General features: G+C 41.6%; 15 protein-coding genes and 1 riboswitch. Of the genes, 7 read left to right on the top strand and 8 right to left on the bottom strand.

Annotated elements, in window-relative coordinates:
- Positions 1-122: 122 nt before the first annotated feature.
- Both L1264_RS19590 and L1264_RS19585 read left to right on the top strand, forming a co-directional pair.
- Positions 123-677, top strand: coding sequence for a DUF4136 domain-containing protein (locus L1264_RS19590; protein WP_135924267.1), 555 nt, complete (start codon positions 123-125; stop codon positions 675-677).
- A 166-nt stretch (positions 678-843) separates the two neighbouring features.
- Positions 844-2682, top strand: coding sequence for a TonB-dependent receptor plug domain-containing protein (locus tag L1264_RS19585; protein ID WP_199527691.1), 1839 nt, complete (start codon positions 844-846; stop codon positions 2680-2682).
- Between the two features lie 168 nt (positions 2683-2850).
- Here L1264_RS19585 and L1264_RS19580 read toward each other — a convergent pair whose 3' ends face one another.
- On the bottom strand, positions 2851-3099 hold the full coding sequence (locus L1264_RS19580) for a YkgJ family cysteine cluster protein (protein WP_054562006.1): 249 nt from the start codon (positions 3097-3099) through the stop codon (positions 2851-2853).
- Positions 3100-3257: 158 nt separating this feature from the next.
- On the opposite strand from L1264_RS19580, the gene L1264_RS19575 reads away from it, so the two are divergent.
- The 4 genes from L1264_RS19575 (at position 3258) to L1264_RS19560 (ending at position 10484) form a co-directional block, all read left to right on the top strand.
- A complete protein-coding gene (locus L1264_RS19575; RefSeq protein ID WP_199527689.1) occupies positions 3258-4430 on the top strand; it encodes an efflux RND transporter periplasmic adaptor subunit in 1173 nt (390 codons plus the stop codon).
- A 3-nt stretch (positions 4431-4433) separates the two neighbouring features.
- Positions 4434-7586: an efflux RND transporter permease subunit gene (locus L1264_RS19570; protein WP_199527688.1), complete on the top strand. Its 3153-nt coding sequence runs from the start codon at positions 4434-4436 to the stop codon at positions 7584-7586.
- A 406-nt stretch (positions 7587-7992) separates the two neighbouring features.
- Positions 7993-9612, top strand: coding sequence for a L,D-transpeptidase family protein (locus L1264_RS19565; protein WP_235404430.1), 1620 nt, complete (start codon positions 7993-7995; stop codon positions 9610-9612).
- Between the two features lie 8 nt (positions 9613-9620).
- Entirely contained in the window at positions 9621-10484 is an 864-nt protein-coding gene (locus L1264_RS19560; protein ID WP_199527686.1) for a D-Ala-D-Ala carboxypeptidase family metallohydrolase, read from the top strand.
- Between the two features lie 111 nt (positions 10485-10595).
- Here the strand turns inward: L1264_RS19560 and ribB are convergent, their stop codons facing one another.
- Both ribB and L1264_RS19550 read right to left on the bottom strand, forming a co-directional pair.
- The gene (ribB, locus tag L1264_RS19555) at positions 10596-11249 is read right to left on the bottom strand and encodes a 3,4-dihydroxy-2-butanone-4-phosphate synthase (protein WP_105180530.1); all 654 of its coding nucleotides are present in this window, start codon (positions 11247-11249) and stop codon (positions 10596-10598) included.
- A 358-nt stretch (positions 11250-11607) separates the two neighbouring features.
- A riboswitch (FMN riboswitch) is annotated at positions 11608-11764 on the bottom strand.
- A gap of 47 nt (positions 11765-11811) precedes the next feature.
- Positions 11812-12750 (bottom strand): LysR family transcriptional regulator, encoded by a 939-nt coding sequence (locus L1264_RS19550; protein ID WP_199527685.1) that lies wholly within the window; start codon positions 12748-12750, stop codon positions 11812-11814.
- Between the two features lie 102 nt (positions 12751-12852).
- On the opposite strand from L1264_RS19550, the gene L1264_RS19545 reads away from it, so the two are divergent.
- Positions 12853-13509, top strand: a complete 657-nt coding sequence (locus L1264_RS19545) for a nitroreductase family protein (protein WP_199527684.1) — start codon at positions 12853-12855, stop codon at positions 13507-13509.
- A gap of 38 nt (positions 13510-13547) precedes the next feature.
- Here the strand turns inward: L1264_RS19545 and L1264_RS19540 are convergent, their stop codons facing one another.
- The 5 genes from L1264_RS19540 to dapB form a co-directional block, all read right to left on the bottom strand.
- Complete coding sequence (locus L1264_RS19540) at positions 13548-14591, bottom strand: S66 family peptidase (protein WP_199527683.1); 1044 nt, start codon at positions 14589-14591, stop codon at positions 13548-13550.
- A 120-nt stretch (positions 14592-14711) separates the two neighbouring features.
- Entirely contained in the window at positions 14712-15188 is a 477-nt protein-coding gene (greA, locus tag L1264_RS19535) for a transcription elongation factor GreA (protein WP_135924257.1), read from the bottom strand.
- A gap of 50 nt (positions 15189-15238) precedes the next feature.
- Positions 15239-18457 (bottom strand): carbamoyl-phosphate synthase large subunit, encoded by a 3219-nt coding sequence (carB, locus tag L1264_RS19530; protein WP_199527682.1) that lies wholly within the window; start codon positions 18455-18457, stop codon positions 15239-15241.
- Positions 18458-18473: 16 nt separating this feature from the next.
- Positions 18474-19610 (bottom strand): glutamine-hydrolyzing carbamoyl-phosphate synthase small subunit, encoded by a 1137-nt coding sequence (gene carA / locus L1264_RS19525; protein WP_199527681.1) that lies wholly within the window; start codon positions 19608-19610, stop codon positions 18474-18476.
- Between the two features lie 207 nt (positions 19611-19817).
- A complete protein-coding gene (gene dapB, locus L1264_RS19520) occupies positions 19818-20615 on the bottom strand; it encodes a 4-hydroxy-tetrahydrodipicolinate reductase (protein ID WP_199527680.1) in 798 nt (265 codons plus the stop codon).
- Between the last annotated feature and the right edge of the window lie 64 nt (positions 20616-20679).

The following is a 20679-nucleotide window of genomic DNA, read 5'->3' as shown; positions in this document are numbered from 1 at the left end:
ATTACAAACTATTACAGTACTTTTTTGTAAATGTGCCATAGTTTTTAAATAATCATTCCGTTGAATTATTTTTATGTTATGTTATCAATCAAGTAGTGGAAATTTGCCAAGGAGCAAACAATATGAAGAACTTATTAATCGCGACGGCTGTATTATTTTTAGCGGCCTGTGCTAAAACGCCTGACTGGGATTACGACAAATCAGCAGATTTTAGTAATTATAAAACCTTCTCTTGGGTACCTAATGCGAGCTTAACTAAAAACGTAGCGAACTACCAAATTAGCCCTTTAATGGAAAAACGTGTTCGTGAAGCCGTTAATGCTGAACTTGAAAAAAGCGGTATGAAGCTTGTTGATATGGCACAAGCAGATGTACTGATTAACTATCATGCATCAGTTGATACAAAAATTGATGTAGATACCTTCAACGTAGGTTACGGTGCACGCTGGAATTACTGGGGCATGGGTTATAACACGCAAACAACGACTCGCGAATACGAAGTGGGTACATTAATTTTAGACGTAGTTGACCGCGCTTCTAACCAGTTAGTTTGGCGTGGCGCTAAAGAAGGTCGTTTGCAAAAGAATCAATCACCTGAAAAGCGCACTGAAGTTATCAATGAAACCGTTGCTAACATTCTAAGTAACTTCCCACCGCAATCAATTAATCAAAACTAAACACTGTTTTAGTAAAAAGACCGCGCAATTAGCGCGGTTTTTTATTGCCTATTGAAATCTGGTTGGAGTGGTATAACTCAGTGATTCAGATACAATACCCGCAATTTTCAGTGCGCCTAACTAGCCCACTACCCCAGATTAAACAAAATAATCAAGAGAGTTTTAGATGGTACGCGCAGTACAGCTTACACTTCCCGCTTTATTCGTCACTTGCTCAGTGCTAGCAGAAGACACCAACAACATTGAACAAATCACCGTTGAAGTTTCAGCAACCGCAAATAAAGAGCCTGTTGGTACTTTTGATGCGCCGGTATCAAATTTAGAGTATGACCCGCGTGTCGATTTGCAATCACGTAATATGGCTGAAGCACAAGCTGATGTAACCATTCGTGGTGGTATCTTTGAAAATACCGGCTTTCGTGTTGGTAGCAGTACGTTATTCGACCCTCAATCTGGTCACTACTTTGCTGAAATTCCGATTGCACCACAAATGCTAACAGGCCCTTCAGTGCTTACTGGTGCTGATAATGCTCTTTACGGTATGAATAGCTCAGTTGGTACGGTTTCATTTGGCTGGCGCCCTATCACAAGCACTGGCAGCGTTTCACTTGGCACAGGTACGAATGGCTTTAATTTACAAAGCATTCATGCTGCCCATAGCCAAAAGCTGGATAGTAAACCAGATTGGCGATTAGGTTTTGAGGGTGAATACTCGCACTCAAAAAGCGATGGCTCAATTGAGAATGGCGACCACGACTTTGAACGTGCCTCAGCGCGTATTCAACTTGCAAGCTCTACCTCGCAAACTGGTTTTATGTTTGGACGCCAAGAGAAGTTTTTTGGTTGGCCAAACCTTTACACACCATTTAATTTTAACGAAACCGAAGATCTTGAAACCAAGCTTTTCATGCTCAATCACAAGCAAATTTATGGTAAGGGCAATAGCCTTGAAGTGACTGGTTATTATCGCAAACATAACGACCATTATGTATTATCTCGTGAAAACCCAGCTATTTTTGAAGCGTTTCACGAAACCACGGTTAAGTCATTGGCACTCTCAGGGCGTCACCGCTTAAATAACCGCTATGCTATTAATTATGCTGGCCAATTTATTGCTGATGAAATTGAATCAACGTCTCTTGAAAACAACTTTACGTCACGCAATTACACTAAGCTAAGTATCTTACCTGAGTACAAGGCGGCCCTTGCAGCGAACAAAGAGCTTACTGTACGTGTTGGTGCTGCATTTGATGATACAAACCGTGATAGCTCAGCTACCTCATTTATTGCCGATGCAAGTCTGAAAGTAGCTCATCAAAATGGCAGTGAACATACCTGGTATGCATCATACGCCGAAGCAACACAAGTTCCTGGTTATACAGCAATTGGCGGCAGTGAAACGGGCGGATTATTCAGAAGTAACTACAGCCTTGAGCGCGAAACCACCGATAACCTTGAACTAGGTTTACTGATTGAACAGTCTTCGTGGCGTTTAGATTCAGCTATTTTCTACCGCAAAGATAAAAACCTTACCGATTGGACATATCGCTTTGATGCAACCTCAGCTCGTTTTGCAAACCCGGTTGATATAGACACCTTAGGCGTTGAGTTTTTAGCGAATAAATCGTTCGAAAGCGCTGAGTTGATTGCCAGCTACACCTATTTAGAAAAATCAGAAGACTATGGCACGGCAGATATTGATGCGAGCTTTTATGCGCTTAACTACCCTGATCACCGTGTAACACTGGGCGCAGTATGGCAGCCAATGGATGTGCTTGAGCTACGTATCGATAACGAATGGCGTAAACAACACAGTAACCGCCTACGTAGCTCTGATGATGAAGCCTTCTTTACACAGTTAACGATAAAATTCACACCTGCCCAGCTTGATAATGTGTTTGTTACCTTTGCAGCTGACAATATTTGGGATGAATCATTCGAAGAAGTACCGGGTACCCCAGGCCGCGGCGAACAATATACGCTAAGTGCTACCTATACGTGGTAAGCAAAAACAACAATGCCAGTCAATTGACTGGCATTGTTGTGTCGCATCCATTTCTGTGATTCTTAAAACAACATCCTAGCTGAAACTATTTAAATGCCTTGACGAAAACTTTGGCTAAAAAACACAACTGATCCCAGCAACCGTTAAAAAGTGTTAAGAGTTTAATTTTTAGGTCATCTGCTCAAGCTCGGTAATCAAATAAAGTGCTTGTTCGTTAGTGGTGCCACACACATCAATAGTGGCAGAAAAGTCACTACACACCTTAGGCCTTGATTCATCACCAAATAATTTACATAAGTTATTATCATCAAGTTGAATACAGCGCTCTCCCGCGGCTTTCCCGTTGGGCATTCCTGGGATCGGTGAGCTAATACTGGGTGCAATACAACAGGCGCCACAGCCTAATCTACATGCCATTTTATCTTTCATCGAGTACCTCTTATAGAACCTTTGTAGCGCCTTTGTAATATGTGTAATGGTTTGTTACATCTTCAAACGCCTTGTAAACACTTTATTGCGTATGCTTAGCCTATCAAATTTATTTTTAATTACCGTCAACCGTGAGGGACTATCCCGTGGCTAGTAAAAAACAAATCATTCTCCCAATCGCCGTATTAGTCGGCGGACTAGGAATGGCATTCGCATTTGCTTCAATGAAGCAGCCGCCAGCAGAAAAACCAGAACAAGATACGCGTCCGCTTGTATCAATTAAACCTTTAAGTTTTGATGCTGTAACACTCGATGTAAAATCATACGGTATTGTTAAACCTAAAAACCAAACTGAACTTGTTGCGCAAGTGAGTGGTCAGGTTGTGTCGTTATCAGATCAATTTGTACAAGGTGGATTTGTTAAGCAAGGCGACATTCTAGCACGTATTGACCCAAATGATTACGAAGCGGCACTCATTGAAGCAGAAGCAGGTCTAGCGCAAGCAAGCTCTGCTCTTGAAATTGAACGCGCACAAGTCTCTGTTGCACAAGCTGAGTGGGACCGCATCAAAGGTGACTCAAACCAAGTTATCCCTTCTGAGCTTTATTTACGTAAACCTCAACTTGCGGAAAAACTTGCAAACTACCGTGCAGCACAAGCCAGTGTTAAACGCGCCAAACGCAACCTAGAGCGCACTTACATTAAAGCGCCATACGATGCGATTATTGACGAGCGACTAATTAGTTTAGGCAGTGTAGTAAACCCAGGCAATAGCTTTGGTAGCCTAAGCTCAACATCACTGGCTGAAATTCGCTTACCTGTTGCAGATAAAGACCTACAATACCTAAACAATCAAGGTATTGGTGCTAACGTATCAATTAACGCTGAATTTGCAGGTAAACAAACAACGTGGCAAGCGACTATTGTTCGTAGCGAAGGGGTTGTTGACCAACGCAGCCGTATGAATTACCTAGTAGCACAAGTAGCAACGCCTTATGAGCAAAAGCAACCTCTGCGTTTTGGCTCGTACATTAATGCCACCATTGAAGGCCGTGCATTAGACAACGCAATTGTTGTTCCGCATCACTTAGTTAAAGATAATAAAGTAGCCGTTTTACAAGATGGAGAAACCCTTACTTTTAAAACACTTAACATAGTGCGCGAACAAAATGGCATGGTAATCGCCGATAATGGCCTTGCTAATGGTGAACAACTTATTACCTCTGCTCTTGAATACCCAACTGAAGGCATGGCAGTCAAGCTAGATAATGCAAAACTAAGTGTGCCAACAACGCAGTTAGCGTTAAAAGAGGAATAAGCCATGACCACGCACAGAGAAAAAGGGCTTATTGCCTGGTTTGCTCGCAACCCAGTTGCTGCAAACCTACTTATGATCTTCATTTTAGTGGGCGGCTTATTGACAGCAATGTCGGTGCGTAAGCAAATGTTCCCACAGTTTGAAAGTAACTGGATCAGTATTCAAGCTGTTTACCCTGGGGCTGCGCCACAAGAGGTAGAAGAAGGCATAACCATTAAGGTCGAAGAGTCTTTAGAGGGCCTCGAAGGCATTAAACGTTTAATTACTTATTCAAACCGTGGCTTTTCACAAGCTTGGATAGAAATCGAAGAAAAGTACGACCCGCAAGAAGTACTCGACGAAATCAAGATGCAGGTTGATTCAATCAATACCTTCCCTGCTGAGATGGAACGCCCTATTGTTCGCCGCGAAAAGTTTGAGCAAGAAGTCATGATACTCGCTTTGTATGGCGATATGAGTAACTACCAGCTCAAAGAGCTTGGTAACGACATAAAAGATGAGCTACAAGCTTTACCACAAATAAACTTGGTCAACTTTTACAGTGGCTTAAACTACGAAATTGGCATTGAAATCAGCCCAGATAAACTACGTGAGTATGGTTTAACTTTCCGTGATATTGCCACAGCCGTGCGTAGCTTCTCTGCCAATATGTCAGCGGGTCAAATTCGCTCTGAAAATGGCTACATTTCGATGCGTGTCGAAAACCAAGCTTATCGTGGTAAAGAGTTCGAAAATCTGCCTTTATTACACCTACCTGATGGCGCACAGGTGTTATTAGGTGATGTAGCAACAATTAACGATGGCTTTGAAGAAGGCTTACAATACTCTAAGTACAACGGTAAAAACTCACTGACTTTTGAAGTAAATGCATCAAAAGATCAAGATATCACTAAAGTTGCTGCGGTATTAAAAAAATACCTTGCAGATAAAGCGCCACAGCTTCCTGCTGGTGTAAAACTATCACCGATTGTTGATTTAACTTACTACCTTGAAGGTCGTCTAAACATGATGATCGACAACATGGTGTGGGGTGGTATTTTAGTAATGGTGGTACTTGCCCTATTCTTGCCACTGCGCTTAGCATTTTGGGTCATGATGGGTTTACCTGTGTCATTCCTAGGTGCATTTTTAATGATGCCTCTGGGCTTTATAGACATCACTGTTAACTTAGCTTCTTTATTCGCATTTATACTGGTGCTTGGGATTGTGGTTGATGACGCCATCGTGGTTGGTGAGTCAGCCAGTGCTGAAATTGAAAAACACGGTCACAGTCTCGATAACGTAGTACGCGGCGTAAAACGCGTTGCTATTCCAGCAACCTTTGGGGTGTTAACCACAATTGCCGCATTCTTACCGCAAACATTGGCATCAGGCCCTGGCTCTGCGTTTTCTAAAGCCATTGGTGGTGTAATTATCCTTTGCTTAATTTTCTCATTGATTGAGTCAAAACTAATTTTACCGGCTCACTTAGCGGCTATGAAAAATAAACCTGCGAATCCTAAAAACCCGTTACAACGTTTACGCTTAGGTATGGATAAAGGCCTGAAAAACTTTGTTGATAATTACTACACTCCATTTATTGGTCGCTGTATTCACTATCGCTACACAGTGATTGTTGGTTTTATCTGTGTACTTATTGTCAGTGGCGGTATGTTTGCGGGTGGTTTAGTGAAATTTGTTGCGAACCCTAAAATTCCGCATGATTTCCCTCGTATCTCTGTTGAAATGAATTTATCGTCATCTGAGCAAGCAACTCTTGAAACAGCACAAACAATTGAAAAGCTGATTTTAGATGTCGATAAACAACTTGAAGAGCAATATGGTCAAGCGATGATCCGCGACTTATCGGTTAGTTTACGCGGTCGTACAAGTGCTCGTATCATGGCAATTTTAGTTGAACCCGATTTACGCCCTATTGATACATTCCAATTAAGTGCTATGTGGCGCGAACAAATGCCACCATTACCGGGGGTGAAAACACTTAATATTGAAGATAGTATCATGAACGGAGGTCGTGATGACGGCGATGTGAGCTTCCGCCTTGAAGGCAAAGATATCAACAAGCTAAAAGAGGTTGCGGCTAAGTTAAAAGAGAAATTAAATAGCATGGAAGGTGTGGGTGATGTTAATGACTCACTACAATCAGCAACCGATGAAGTACAACTTGAACTTAAACCGCTTGCTTACAGCTTAGGCTTAACGCTATCGGATGTGGCATCACAAGTCAGCTTTAGTTACTACGGCCTTGAAGCACAACGTATTTTACGTGATGGTGAAGAAATTAAAGTAATGATCCGCTACCCTCGTGAATCTCGTGATGCAGTAAGTGACATTACAGATGCACGTATCATTACACCCACGGGCGTAGAGGTGCCGCTTGCTGAAGTCGCTAAGGTTAATATTGTTGATGGCGTAAACCGCATTCGCCGTGAAAATGCTAAACGTACCGTAAACGTATGGGCTGCGGTAAATACTGACCAAGCAGAGCCGTTTGCCATTGCTAAAGAAATTCGTGACGACTACTTACCTAGCCTATTGAAAAGTTACCCAGGTGTAGAAAGTAATGTAGCTGGCCGTATTCAAGAAGAAATGGACAGTGTCGCAGAGCAAGTACGTGATTTTGCTTTATCAATGATGATTATCTTTGCGTTACTTGCAATTCCACTACGCTCATACTCGCAACCATTCATTATTATGTCGGTTATTCCATTTGGCGTAATTGGTGCGATGTTCGGTCACATGATCTTAGGTATGACGATGAGTAGCCTATCGGTATTCGGTATCATCGCAGTTGCCGGGGTTGTAGTGAATGACTCGCTAGTAATGGTCGACTTTGTTAATAAAGCTCGCGCTGAAGGTGTAGCAATTAAAGAGGCTGTCATGCAGGCTGGTGGCCGACGTTTTAGAGCTATTTTATTAACCTCAATCACCACATTCATTGGTGTATTACCAATCATTATGGAAACAAGCTTACAGGCTAAAATAGTTATTCCAATGGCGGTTTCACTTGCTTTTGGTGTGTTATTTGCGACCGTTATTACACTGATATTAATTCCATGTCAGTACGTTGCACTTGAGGACTTTAAACGCCTAATAAGTAAACTGAAAGGTAAAAAAACACCAACTGAATCAGAGTTACAGACAAGTAGTAACTAATAATATTCCACTATCCCAACCTAACGCTTGGCAAAGTAGTTTGCCAAGCGTTTTTATATCTATTCACTTAATTAACAGGTCTATTTTGAAACAATAAAACCTCGTTGATTACAAAGCAAAAACTTTGTTATTGAGTTGTTCTTGCATTGCTATTGCTCTGGTATTCATGCTGTCGTAATAAGTAATTTTTAGCGATAGATTTAATTCATCAAAATGACTAAGAATTACTGCTTGGTATTATATCTACTCACTAGGTAAAGTGTTCTGTTTTTAATATTAATACGGATTACTATTACTAAAAAATAAGTAAATTTGTTCCTATATTTTGTATTGCTTTGCTAAGCTTAAATTAGCATTTAATAAATGAGTCTCTGACTCAAACCTAATACGTTATAAGGACATAGCTATGAAATTTTTTCGTCAAACGGCTTTGGTTAGTTGTTTTTTATTAGGCACACCTGTATTAGCCGAAAACCAATACTTGCAACAACAGCTTGAACCTATTCTCATTGGTGAATCACACACCATTGAAGAACAGCAGATCCACTCCCCTGAAATGACCATTGCCACATACAAGGCAAATGGCTTTGAGCAAGTTTGGGCTGACATTAAATATGCAAAGCAAGTACTCAACTTAATCGCACAGTCAGAACTTGAAGGTCTTTCACCCAACGATTATCACTTTGATACATTACTGGCACTTATAGATGAAGTCGATAAACGTGGCACTGATGCAGCCGAGGCACAGTTTGACGTACTAATGACTGACGCAATTATGACCTATGCGAAACATTTGATCCGCGGTAAAGTTAACCCAAAACAGCTAGCATCTACATGGAACTATGAACAATTTGATGTCAGCCCTGATGCTGCAGCAGCTTCTTTACTCAAACATGTCAAATCTAAGAGTCTTGATAAAGGATTAAACAACCTTAAGCCCGTATTACCCCATTATCAAAGGTTAAAGAAAGCGCTAGTATTTTACCGAGAGCTTGATGCAAAAGGTGAGCTACCTGCAATTTCCTTGCAAAGTAAAGCACTTAAACCGGGTCAAACAGACCCAGCAGTGCCGCTCTTAAAACAAAAACTACATCGCTTAAATTATTATACTGGTAACCTATCTGATGCTCACGAGTATGATGATGAACTTGTTAATGCTGTCAAAAAATTTCAATACGCTCATCAAGTTGATGACGATGGTATTATTGGCGGTGCAACTTTAAAACTTCTCAATAAGGACTACAGCGAATATGTGAATGATATTTTAGTTAATTTAGAACGCATTCGCTGGGTTGATAATACGCTCACAGAACGTTTTTTGATCGTAAATATTGCTGGTTATAAGTTGTATTTATTTGAAGATAACAAGCTTAAATGGCAAACCAATGTAGTAGTAGGTCGAAATTACACAAAAACGCCTATTTTTAAAGGTCAAATGAGTTATATCGTGATGAACCCAACTTGGACTGTTCCACGTAGTATTTCAGGTGGCATTATCAAAAAAATGAAAGAAAATCCTAACTACCTAAATGAAAAAGACTTTGTTGTGGTTGATAGCCGTCGTAACCCAGTTGATAGTGAGAGTATTGATTGGGCAAATGCAAGCCGGAAGAACTTTCCGTACTGGTTTGTACAACAACCATCAGAGAATAACTCGCTAGGCCAAATTAAATTTATGTTTCCCAATAAATACTCAATTTATTTGCACGATACTCCAGCAAAAAGCCTATTTCAGCAAGACCAACGTGCATTTAGTCATGGTTGTGTAAGAGTCGATGATCCTTTCACCTTAGCTGAAAAAATCTTAGGAACCTCAGATAATTGGTCTCGCAGTGACATTGATGACACTATTGCCGCAAAAGAAACTAAAAAAGTTAGCTTATCTAAACCATTAGACGTGCTATTAATGTACTGGACTGTCTCAGGGAACGATCAGGAAGGTCTTCATTTTTATAGCGATGTTTATAACCGCGATGCAGAACTATTAAAAAAGTTAACTACGCCATTAGCTAGTAATTCAATTTAAGGAAAATTATGAAATTAAGCCGTGTTATTTTTTATCTATTTTTCGTTATCAATGCCCAGCGGACTCTAGCCATTGAGCTAAGTGACACGTTACATAGTTTAATTTTAGATGCAAACCAAGTTCTGACTCTAGATAACACGGCTGATTTTACTCCTACTGCTGTTTCAGATGTTGAAACAGCACGACTAGGACCAACCAGCATTGCCATAAATGCGCCCAACAATGCGGGTTTTTACAACCTAGTACTGAGTAATGGTAAAGTCACTAAACACTTGCTCATTATCGTGAAAAAACCTTTCAATTCAGACAATAAACAATTGAATAATTACCAAATAGGGCTATACCCTGCCCCTTATAAAAATTACCCACAGTACACTGCGCCAAACGGATTTATCGAAATTTTTGAAAAAGACTTATCACGTCAGCTGACTCCTCATGTGCAAGTTAAAAATGTAATTTGTAAGCAAGTGAGTGGCTTTCCAAAATATTTATATATAAATAACGACGGCTTGATGATGCTAGAAGAGTTACTCACGTTTGTACAAAGTGAAGGGATTAAAGTCAGCAAATTTGCCTTTATTAGTGGCTATCGAACTCCCCACTACAACCGCTCTATTGGTAATGGCAAACACAGCCGACACCAATATGGTGATGCCTTTGACTTATATATAGATGAGAATGGCGATGGCCGAATGGACGATTTAAATGGCGATGGAAAACTAACGATTGCTGATGTTGATGTACTTTATAAAGTGTTCGAAAAATTTCAAAAACAGAGCCGCTATAATGGCGGAATTGGCCGCTATAAACCCGCCTCCCATCACGGTGGTTTTGTTCACATAGATAATCGAGGATTTACCGCTAGGTGGTAAGTCTTATCAATCAAGCCATGCGTAATGAAATTTTGTACCGGTTAATATAAAAATGAAGCTACCAAGGTAGCCTCATTTAACTTACAACTTATAGCTCAAAACTTAACGCTTTTAACAAGCCTGTTTTTGCGTTGCTTGGATATAGGCAACTAAATCTTCAATCGATACAACGGGCATGTTGTGCTCACTGGCAAACTTGCTTACTTCAGGCAAGCGAGCCATTGAGCCGTCTGGATTCGTTAATTCGCAAATAACACCAAACGGTGTTAAGCCCGCTAACTGCATTAAATCAACCGATGCCTCGGTATGGCCACGGCGAACTAAAACCCCACCCGTTTGTGCACGCAGTCCAAACACATGTCCTGGGCGAGACAAATCTTCAGGCTTTGCATTGTCTGCTGTTGCCGCTTTAATGGTGGTTACACGATCTGCTGCTGAAACGCCGGTTGTCACGCCCGTTTTAGCTTCAATGGTCACTGTATACGCTGTTTTGTTCTGACTAGTGTTATGCTCAACCATTTGTGGTAAATCAAGCTGTTTAACACGCTCATCGCCCATGCAAAGACACACAATACCGCTACCTTCACGGATCATCATGGCCATTTGCTCTGTGGTCAGATGCTGTGCTGAATACACAAAATCACCTTCGTTTTCACGGTTTTCGTCATCTACTACAAGCACGCCTTCACCTTGCTGTAAAGCAGCAATAGCACGTTCAACGCGTTCAAGTGGTTCGCCAAATTGGCTAAGTAAAGAAGACTGAATCATCATTTTTAATACCTATTAAATTAAATATGAAAAGATTCAGGACATTGAAAGGCACAGCAAAAAAGACCACCCACAGGCAGCCAATTACTGTTTTATAGATTAACTATATTCTCTTTCATCCAAATATACCCAAACTACCTCAATATTCAGAATTCAGCGTTTCTCAGGGGCTTAATATCAAGGCGTTACTTTGCAGGAATGGCACTCCCTTTTAAAAAGTAACAACACAGAGAGTAAGTTCCTGAGAAGCGCCCTTCGGGTTGGTTTAAAAGCGATTTATTCAGCGTTATTGATTTTAACAAGGGAATAGCCATTCTTAGCAATCAATGCCTTGCCTAAATCGCTTTTAATTCCAACTGAACCTCGAATATTGAGGTGGTTTGGGTATAAGACCTCGGCTCTGGCCTCTCACCAGATCTGCTGACCTTTAACCAACGTTAAAGCGCTCGCGGGCTCACTTAAATTTAAAGTATACCGCCGGTGGGGAATTTCACCCCGCCCTGAGAATGCTGCTTAGCCATAAATATGAATAAGCCTCGCTATTCTATACCTATAATAATTAGTTATCGAGTACCCGCTTATCTAAAATTCCTTTTTCAATCAGTTGATTGAGAATCGCCTTGGTTTTTTCTCGGCATATATCACGAACTAAACGAACTGCGGGTGTTATTGACTGACGGCTTGGGCATATTAGCCAAAGCTCTGCACATAAGTGAGGGTAATTTTGCATTACTGGCACTACCCGCCCACTTAGCAAATCATCACTGATATCAATACATGATTTAACCGCAAGGCCTTTTCCAGCCACACACCAACGCCTTACCAAGTCACCATCGTTAGATGCTCGACGTCCTTGCATTTTCACCTTAAAACGCTCGGTTCCATCGGTAAAATACCAGACATTATTAATGATATCTTGCAGTTGATAAAATAAACCTTGATGCTGGGTTAATTCATCAGGATGTGTTGGCGCGCCATGTTCGGCAATGTACTCTGGGGTCGCACATAACAGTCGTGGCACATTACAAATTTTAAAACCATATAAGTTTGAATCAGATGGCGAGCCATACCTAAGTGCGAAATCAACGGAGTCTCGGTAAAAGTCGACATTACTATCGCTAATATGCGGGCGCATACTCAACTTTGGATATTCATCGAGTAACTCATCTAACCAAGGAATAATAATGTTGCGGCCTAAATCTGACGATAGTGCGACTCTTAGCTCCCCTTCGATTTCATCATGCTCACCTTTTAAGGCTAGTGTCGCTTGTTCTAGCATGAGCACAGCTTGCTGACACTGAGGTAAAAAACGTTCTCCTGCCGCAGATAAACGCAAATGACGGGTAGTACGAACAAACAACTCTGCACCAAGAGCGGCTTCAACACGTTTAATAGCAGCGCTGGCGGTAGCGGCTCGCATGTCTAACTTTGCTGCCGCGGTTGTAATACTGCGAAACTCAGCAACCTTGAGGATTAATTTGAGATCTTCAACCAGCATATTAACTAAAATTTTTTGATAATGTTTATTCGATTATGCGCTTTATCGCAAAGTATGCAAGGCGTAAACTGCACCTAATTGTTATACATGCGGGAGCAAATCATGACACACCCTATTATTTCTGACTTACAACGCCGTTACACAAGTAAACGTTACGACGCTTCAAAGCACATTAGCCAAGCAGACTTAGCTGTAATTTTAGAAGCATTACGCTTATCGCCATCGTCTATTAATTCTCAACCATGGAAGTTTGTAGTCATCGAATCAGATCAAGCTAAGCAACGTTTGCATGATAGTTTTGCAAATAAGTTTCAGTTTAACCAAGTACATGCTAAAACAGCATCACACACCATTTTATTTGCTTATAACCCAAGCTATAAACGTGCTGATTATGAAAAGGTAATCGATGCTGATATTGCCAATGGTCGTACAAAAGCAGAAAACAAAGAGCAAGCATTTGGCGCATTCGCTTTCGTTGATTTAAATACTGATGAGCAAGGAGTTAACGCACATTGGACTAAAGCTCAAACTTACATTGCTTTAGGTAATACCATGCATACTGTCGCTCGTTTAGGTATAGATTCAACCCCAATGGAAGGCGTAGATAAAGACTTACTCGGTGAGCTTTTTGCAGATGAATTAGGCGGCTATGTTTGTGAAGTAGCACTCGCAATTGGTTATCACGAGCCTGAGCAAGATTATAACGCTGCATTACCAAAATCGCGTTTAGATAAAGATGCGGTAATTACAGTCGTGTAACAAGCCTTTCAATCGCGCCGGTAAAACCGGCGTGATATTTATTTTAAGTCAGTTTTCACCATGACATTACTCGCCACACCTTCATACAAATCTGCTGTTATTGTGGCAACAGCACCATTTATTAGTGCTAAATTTGGAGCTACGTGGCCAATATCGGCATCAACGATAACCGGGAACAAATTGCCTTTAAATGCAAGCTCTATTGCTTGGTATTCATCAAAGTAGCAGTCGTTATTAATTGCAGGGCTGCGACCAAATATCACCGCGTTAACATCAGTAAACACATCATTTAGCTTTAAAGACAATAAACACCTAGCTAATGCCATCGGGCTAAGTTCCGCATTCTCTAAATATAAAACTAAACCTTCTGGCGCATACTGCTTTTTAAATTCATGCAAAGCATAGTAATTTGAGGGTAATAATAACCCTAATGTGTCTAAACAGCCGCCAATAAGCCGTCCAGAAACTTCAATCTGACGTTTATCCTTATAGTTAATACAGCGCCATTGGCTCGGTGCATTTAGATTAAATTTTGCATTTGGATTTGCTTTATAGTCAATTGCCTCTTTTTGATAGAAAGGAGAAGCAACTTGATGTAAACACTGGTTTTCTTTCAGTTCCATTGCATTAAATATATCTTGCAAATGCTGATCGGTGTCATCTGGATGAATTTGCATTAAGTTTGCGGCGTGTAAAGTCGCCCAACCACAACGAGTCGTTAATGCACATGCAAAGGTGCTGATATCTGAAAAGCCAACCAACCATTTTGGTTTAGCATTATTAATAGCGTTAAAGTCAAGTAATGATAAAATCTCCATGGTGAGATCGCCTCCCCATGGCGGTATAATCGCTGCAATCGAGTCATCAGTTAAAAACTGCATTAATTCTTCTGCACGTTGCTTTGCAGGGTTATGCTCTTGACGTAAGCATGCCCCTTCAATGATTGTAAACCCTTTCGCTGTTAAACCTTGAAGTACTATATCTAATCGCTTATGAAATGATTCATCAACACCAGAGGAAAAAGCACAAATGGCTATTTTGTCACCTTTAGCTATTGGCTTAGGATACTGAATTTTAGCCATTACTACTCCTTTATTCCGTTTAACGAGCCCCCAACGTACCGAATAAATCCACGCCTGTAAACAGGCATAAAAAAACCGCGGTAGTAAACCGCGGTTTTTTATCAATGCTTGGTTAAGCTATTAAATATACTCAACTTCAATGATTTCGTACTCTACCTCACCGTTTGGTGTTTTAATGATAACGGCATCGTCTACCTCTTTACCAATTAAACCTCGTGCGATTGGCGAGTTAACAGAGATCAAGTTATTTTTGATATCTGCCTCATCATCACCTACAATTTGGTATTTCACCTCAGCGTCGGTTTCAACATTAACGATAGTCACTGTAGTGCCAAAAATAACCTTGCCAGTTTTTGGCATTTTAGTTACATCGATGATTTGCACATTTGAAAGCTTCGCTTCAATTTCTTGAATACGGCCTTCGCAGAAACCTTGTTGCTCACGAGCAGCATGGTATTCAGCGTTTTCTTTCAAATCACCATGTTCACGCGCTTCAGCGATATCAGCGATAATTTTTGGGCGTGTAACTGTTTTTAATTCGTTAAGTTCTTCGCGCAGTAATGCTGCACCACGAACTGTCATCGGAATTGATTGCATATTATTCTCACTTAATCCAAGGGTGAATGTATCACCCTTGGCACATTTCCTTAGTTCATTCGCTGGTGTAATTCCTGAACTGACGTCACACTGCTACGGTCGTCTGCTTGGTTAGCAGTACAGTTAGCAAATGCCGCGTTCAGTGTCGTTGTGTAGTTTGTCTTGTGCTGTAATGCACCACGACGTAACACCTTCGAATCTTCAATCGCTTGGCGACCTTCAGTAGTGTTTACAATATAGCTGTATTCACCATTTTTAATTCTATCAAGAATATGAGGGCGGCCTTCGAATACCTTGTTCACGCGACGAACTGCAATACCTGCTTCTTCAAGGGCTTTAGCAGTACCACCCGTTGCATCTAACTCAAAACCAAGGTCAGTCATGGTTTTAGCTAGCTCAACAATACGTGGCTTGTCACTGTTGCGTACCGATAGTAACGCGCGACCACCGCGTGGTAAAGTGTTGCTTGCACCTAATTGTGCTTTAGCGAATGCTTCGGCGAAAGTTTCACCAACACCCATTACCTCACCCGTTGAGCGCATTTCTGGGCCACGGATTGGATCAACACCTTGGAACTTAGCAAATGGCAATACCACTTCTTTAACACTGTAGTAAGGAGGAATTACTTCTTTAGTAATACCTTGGCTCGCCAGCGACTGACCCGCCATACAACGTGCCGCTACTTTAGCAAGCGCGATACCTGTCGCTTTAGAAACAAACGGTATTGTACGTGCAGCACGTGGGTTTACTTCGATTAAGTAAACTTTACCGTCTTTCACAGCAAACTGTGTATTCATTAGACCTACTACGCCAAGCTCAAGTGCCATATCAGTCACTTGCTTACGCATCACGTCTTGAACTTCAGCTGTTAATGAGTGCGCTGGTAATGAACATGCTGAGTCACCAGAGTGAACACCTGCTTGCTCAATGTGCTCCATGATACCACCGATGATTACTTGCTCACCGTCACAGATTGCATCAACGTCAACTTCGATTGCGTTATCTAAGAAATGGTCAAGTAGTACTGGCGCTTCATTTGACGCTGATACTGCTTCAGTCATGTAACGACGTAAATCGTCTTCATCATATACCACTTCCATCGCGCGGCCACCTAGTACGTATGAAGGACGTACAACAAGTGGGAAACCGATTTCAGCTGATTTTGCAATCGCTTCTTCCATTGAAGTTACTGTTGCATTCTCTGGCTGAAGAAGGTTTAAACGCTCAACTAATTGTTGGAAACGCTCACGGTCTTCTGCACGGTCGATAGCATCTGGTGAAGTACCAATAACTGGCACACCGTTGGCTTCAAGTGCACGAGCAAGTTTAAGCGGCGTTTGACCACCGTACTGAACGATAACACCTTTAGGCTTTTCAACACGTACGATTTCTAATACGTCTTCTAGCGTGATTGGCTCGAAGAATAAGCGATCAGATGTATCATAGTCAGTTGAAACAGTTTCAGGGTTACAGTTAACCATGATTGTTTCGTAGCCGTCTTCACGTAAAGCTAATGCTGCGTGAACACAGCAGTAATCGAATTCAATACCTTGACCGATACGGTTAGGGCCACCACCGATTACCATGATTTTATCTTTGTCAGATGGGTTCGCTTCACACTCTTCATCGTATGTAGAATACATGTAAGCTGTGTCTGAGCTAAATTCGGCAGCACAGGTATCAACGCGCTTGTAAACAGGCACGATATCTAACTGGTGACGCTTTTTACGAATTTCTGCTTCAGAGACACCGGCAATTTCTGCGATACGCGCATCAGCGAAACCTTTACGCTTAAGCTTACGTAAGAACTCAGCATTTAAACCAGCCATACCAACTTCGCTGATTGTTGCTTCGTCTTTTAAGATGTCTTCGATTTGCACTAGGTACCAAGGGTCAATCTTAGTTAGTTCGAAAACTTCTTCTACGCTCATACCGTGACGCATTGCATCTGCTACATACCAAATACGCTCTGCACCTGGCTCACGTAATTCACGGATGATTTTTTCTTTCGCTTTCGGGTCATCAAGAGCAACGATTGGGTTAAAACCCGTTGCGCCTACTTCAAGACCACGTAATGCTTTATGTAATGACTCTTGTTGGTTACGACCAATCGCCATAACTTCACCCACAGACTTCATCTGTGTTGTAAGACGGTCGTTTGAACCGGCGAATTTTTCGAAGTTAAAACGTGGGATCTTAGTCACAACGTAGTCAATTGACGGCTCGAAAGACGCTGGTGTTTTACCGCCAGTGATGTCGTTTTGTAGCTCATCAAGGGTGTAACCTACTGCTAGTTTTGCAGCGATTTTCGCAATTGGAAAACCGGTTGCTTTTGATGCTAGAGCAGATGAACGCGATACACGAGGGTTCATCTCAATGATAACCATACGGCCATCGACTGGATTCACACCAAACTGTACGTTTGAACCACCTGTTTCAACACCGATTTCACGAAGTACCGCCATCGATGCATTACGCATGATTTGGTATTCTTTGTCTGTTAGCGTTTGCGCTGGTGCAACCGTAATTGAGTCACCAGTATGAACACCCATTGGGTCAAAGTTTTCGATAGAACATACGATGATACAGTTGTCGTTTTTGTCACGAACAACTTCCATTTCGTACTCTTTCCAACCGATTAATGATTCATCGATTAGAAGCTCATTTGTTGGTGATAAATCTAAACCACGCTCACAAATTTCATCAAATTCTTCTTGGTTGTATGCAACACCACCACCGGTACCACCCATCGTGAATGATGGACGAATGATACATGGGAAACCGATGCGGCTTAGTACATCGTGTGCTTCTTCCATTGAGTGAGCGATTTCTGCACGCGGACACTCAAGACCAATGTTTTTCATTGCAGCGTCAAAACGCTCACGGTTTTCAGCTTTATCGATTGCATCAGCAGTTGCACCGATTAACTCAACGCCGTGTTTAGCCAATACACCGTGCTTATCTAAATCAAGTGCACAGTTTAATGCAGTTTGACCACCCATAGTAGGAAGTACTGCATCTGGCTTTTCTTTTTCAATGATTTTCTCTACCACTTCCCAGTGAATTGGTTCGATGTACGTCGCATCAGCCATTTCAGGGTCAGTCATGATAGTTGCAGGATTCGAGTTTACAAGAATAACTCGATAGCCTTCTTCTCGTAGTGCTTTACACGCTTGTGCACCAGAGTAGTCAAATTCACAAGCTTGACCGATTACAATCGGGCCTGCGCCTAAGATAAGAATGCTTTTTATGTCGGTACGTTTTGGCATTGTTACTCCGGTTAAATTAGTTTGAACGTGCTTGCATCAAGTCGATGAAGTGGTCGAATAATGGTGCCGCGTCGTGTGGACCAGGGCTTGCTTCTGGGTGACCTTGGAAGCTAAATGCTGGTTTATCTGTGCGGTGAATACCTTGTAGCGTGCCATCGAATAGTGAAACGTGCGTTGCACGTAAATTCGCTGGTAATGTTGATTCATCAGCTGCGAAACCGTGGTTTTGCGCTGTGATCATAACAACATTGCGGTCAAGATCTTTAACTGGGTGGTTACCACCATGGTGACCGAACTTCATTTTTACTGTTTGTGCACCTGACGCAAGAGCAAGTAATTGGTGACCTAAACAAATACCAAAAATTGGCGTGTCTGTTTCAAGGAAAGTTTTAATTGCTTCAATCGCGTATGTACACGGCTCAGGGTCACCAGGGCCATTTGATAAGAAGATACCGTCTGGGTTAAGTGCTAATACGTCTTCTGCTGATGTTTGTGCAGGCACTACGGTTAATTTACAACCGCGGTCTACTAACATACGTAAGATATTACGTTTAACACCGAAGTCATAAGCAACAACGTGGAACTTCTCGTCTGCTGCTTCTAGCGTTTTAAAGCCTGAACCTAATGTCCAGCTTGATTCACGCCACTCAAAATTTTCCTTGGTTGAGACAACTTTTGCTAAATCCATGCCTTTTAAGCCTGGGAAGGCTTGCGCAGCTTCAAGCGCTTTTTTCTCATCTAACTCGTCGCCCGCGATGATACAACCATTTTGAGCGCCTTTATCACGTAAGATACGTGTTAATTTACGAGTGTCGATGTCTGCAATACCTAAGATATTGCGTTCTTTTAAGTAATCACTTAACGATTGCTCGTTACGGAAATTACTTGCTAGCAGTGGCAAATCACGGATCACTAGGCCTTTAGCCCAGATTTGACCCGCTTCTTCGTCTTCGCTGTTAGTACCCGTATTACCGATATGTGGGTACGTCAAAGTTACGATTTGTTCCGCGTATGAAGGGTCAGTCAAAATTTCTTGATAACCAGTCATAGACGTATTGAATACTACTTCGCCCACTGACATGCCGTCAGCGCCGATTGCAGTACCGCGAAACACTGTGCCGTCTTCTAGGACTAACAGAGCGGATTTAGTCAAGTTAACCTCCTAACAGTAAAAAACGGGAGTAAAGTCATTTGCTCTACTGCCCGTTTATAGCGATTGGAAACACGCATTTATGAATTTTTGGCAAATTGGCGCTATTCTACAGTAATTTAGCTTGTAGATCTAATCTTAATTAATAAAATAGTAAAAATAAGCGCTATTAACTAAAAACTCGCTGAAACTGCCAAAAATCAAACTAAACTACTTCAAGTCAAGCACATCTTGCATATCATAAAGTCCAGCTGGTTTATTTTTCAACCAGCCCGCAGCTCTTACAGCTCCTAATGCAAAGGTCATTCTTGAACTTGCTTTATGAGTTAATTCTAGCCTTTCGCCAGAAGTTGCGAAATATGCGGTGTGTTCACCTACTATATCCCCGCCTCTCATGACCGAATAACCTATTTCATTTTGCGATTTTGCATGTTCGTCATTGCTTCTGTCAAATCGTGCAACTTCATCGTGTTGCCAGCCTTTTGCCTCTGCAATTGCTTCTCCAATTGCCAGCGCGGTGCCCGAAGGTGCATCAATTTTGTGACGATGATGAGCTTCAAATATTTCGATGTCCATGTCATCGCCAAACTTCACAGCCGCAGTCTGCACTAAGTTAAGCAGTAAATTCACGCCTACGCTATAATTGCGCGCAAAAACAATCGGAATATGCTTTGCTGCGTCATTTAAAGCATCAATGTCGTCTTGATTAAGACCCGTGGTACCAATTACCATCGCGATATTTTTTTCTACGGCTGTTTTTAAATGACTACGCATACCTGCCGGTAAGGTAAAATCAATCAGCACATCAGTATCTTTTACATCTGACTCTTTACTAAATGACACATCAGCTGTTGCGGCACTGTTTAATTGATTAACGGCAATATCTAAAAGTGGCGAGTTGTCACGAACATACGCGCCCGTTAAAGTTGCATCTTCTTTTTTTGTGACAGCTTCTAAAAGTGCCAGCCCCATACGGCCGTTTGCACCAAATACACCTATACGATTCATACTATTACCTTACCTATTCTTATTAGCTGGCTAGATTTTATCGAAAACTCATGTAATAGTCAGG

The sequence above is a fragment of the Pseudoalteromonas sp. APAL1 genome (genome assembly GCF_021532475.1).
GTDB classification, from domain to species: domain Bacteria; phylum Pseudomonadota; class Gammaproteobacteria; order Enterobacterales; family Alteromonadaceae; genus Pseudoalteromonas; species Pseudoalteromonas lipolytica_C.
The sequence above is the reverse complement of the archived record's forward strand: the minus strand, read 5'-3'. Positions and strand labels throughout refer to the sequence as shown.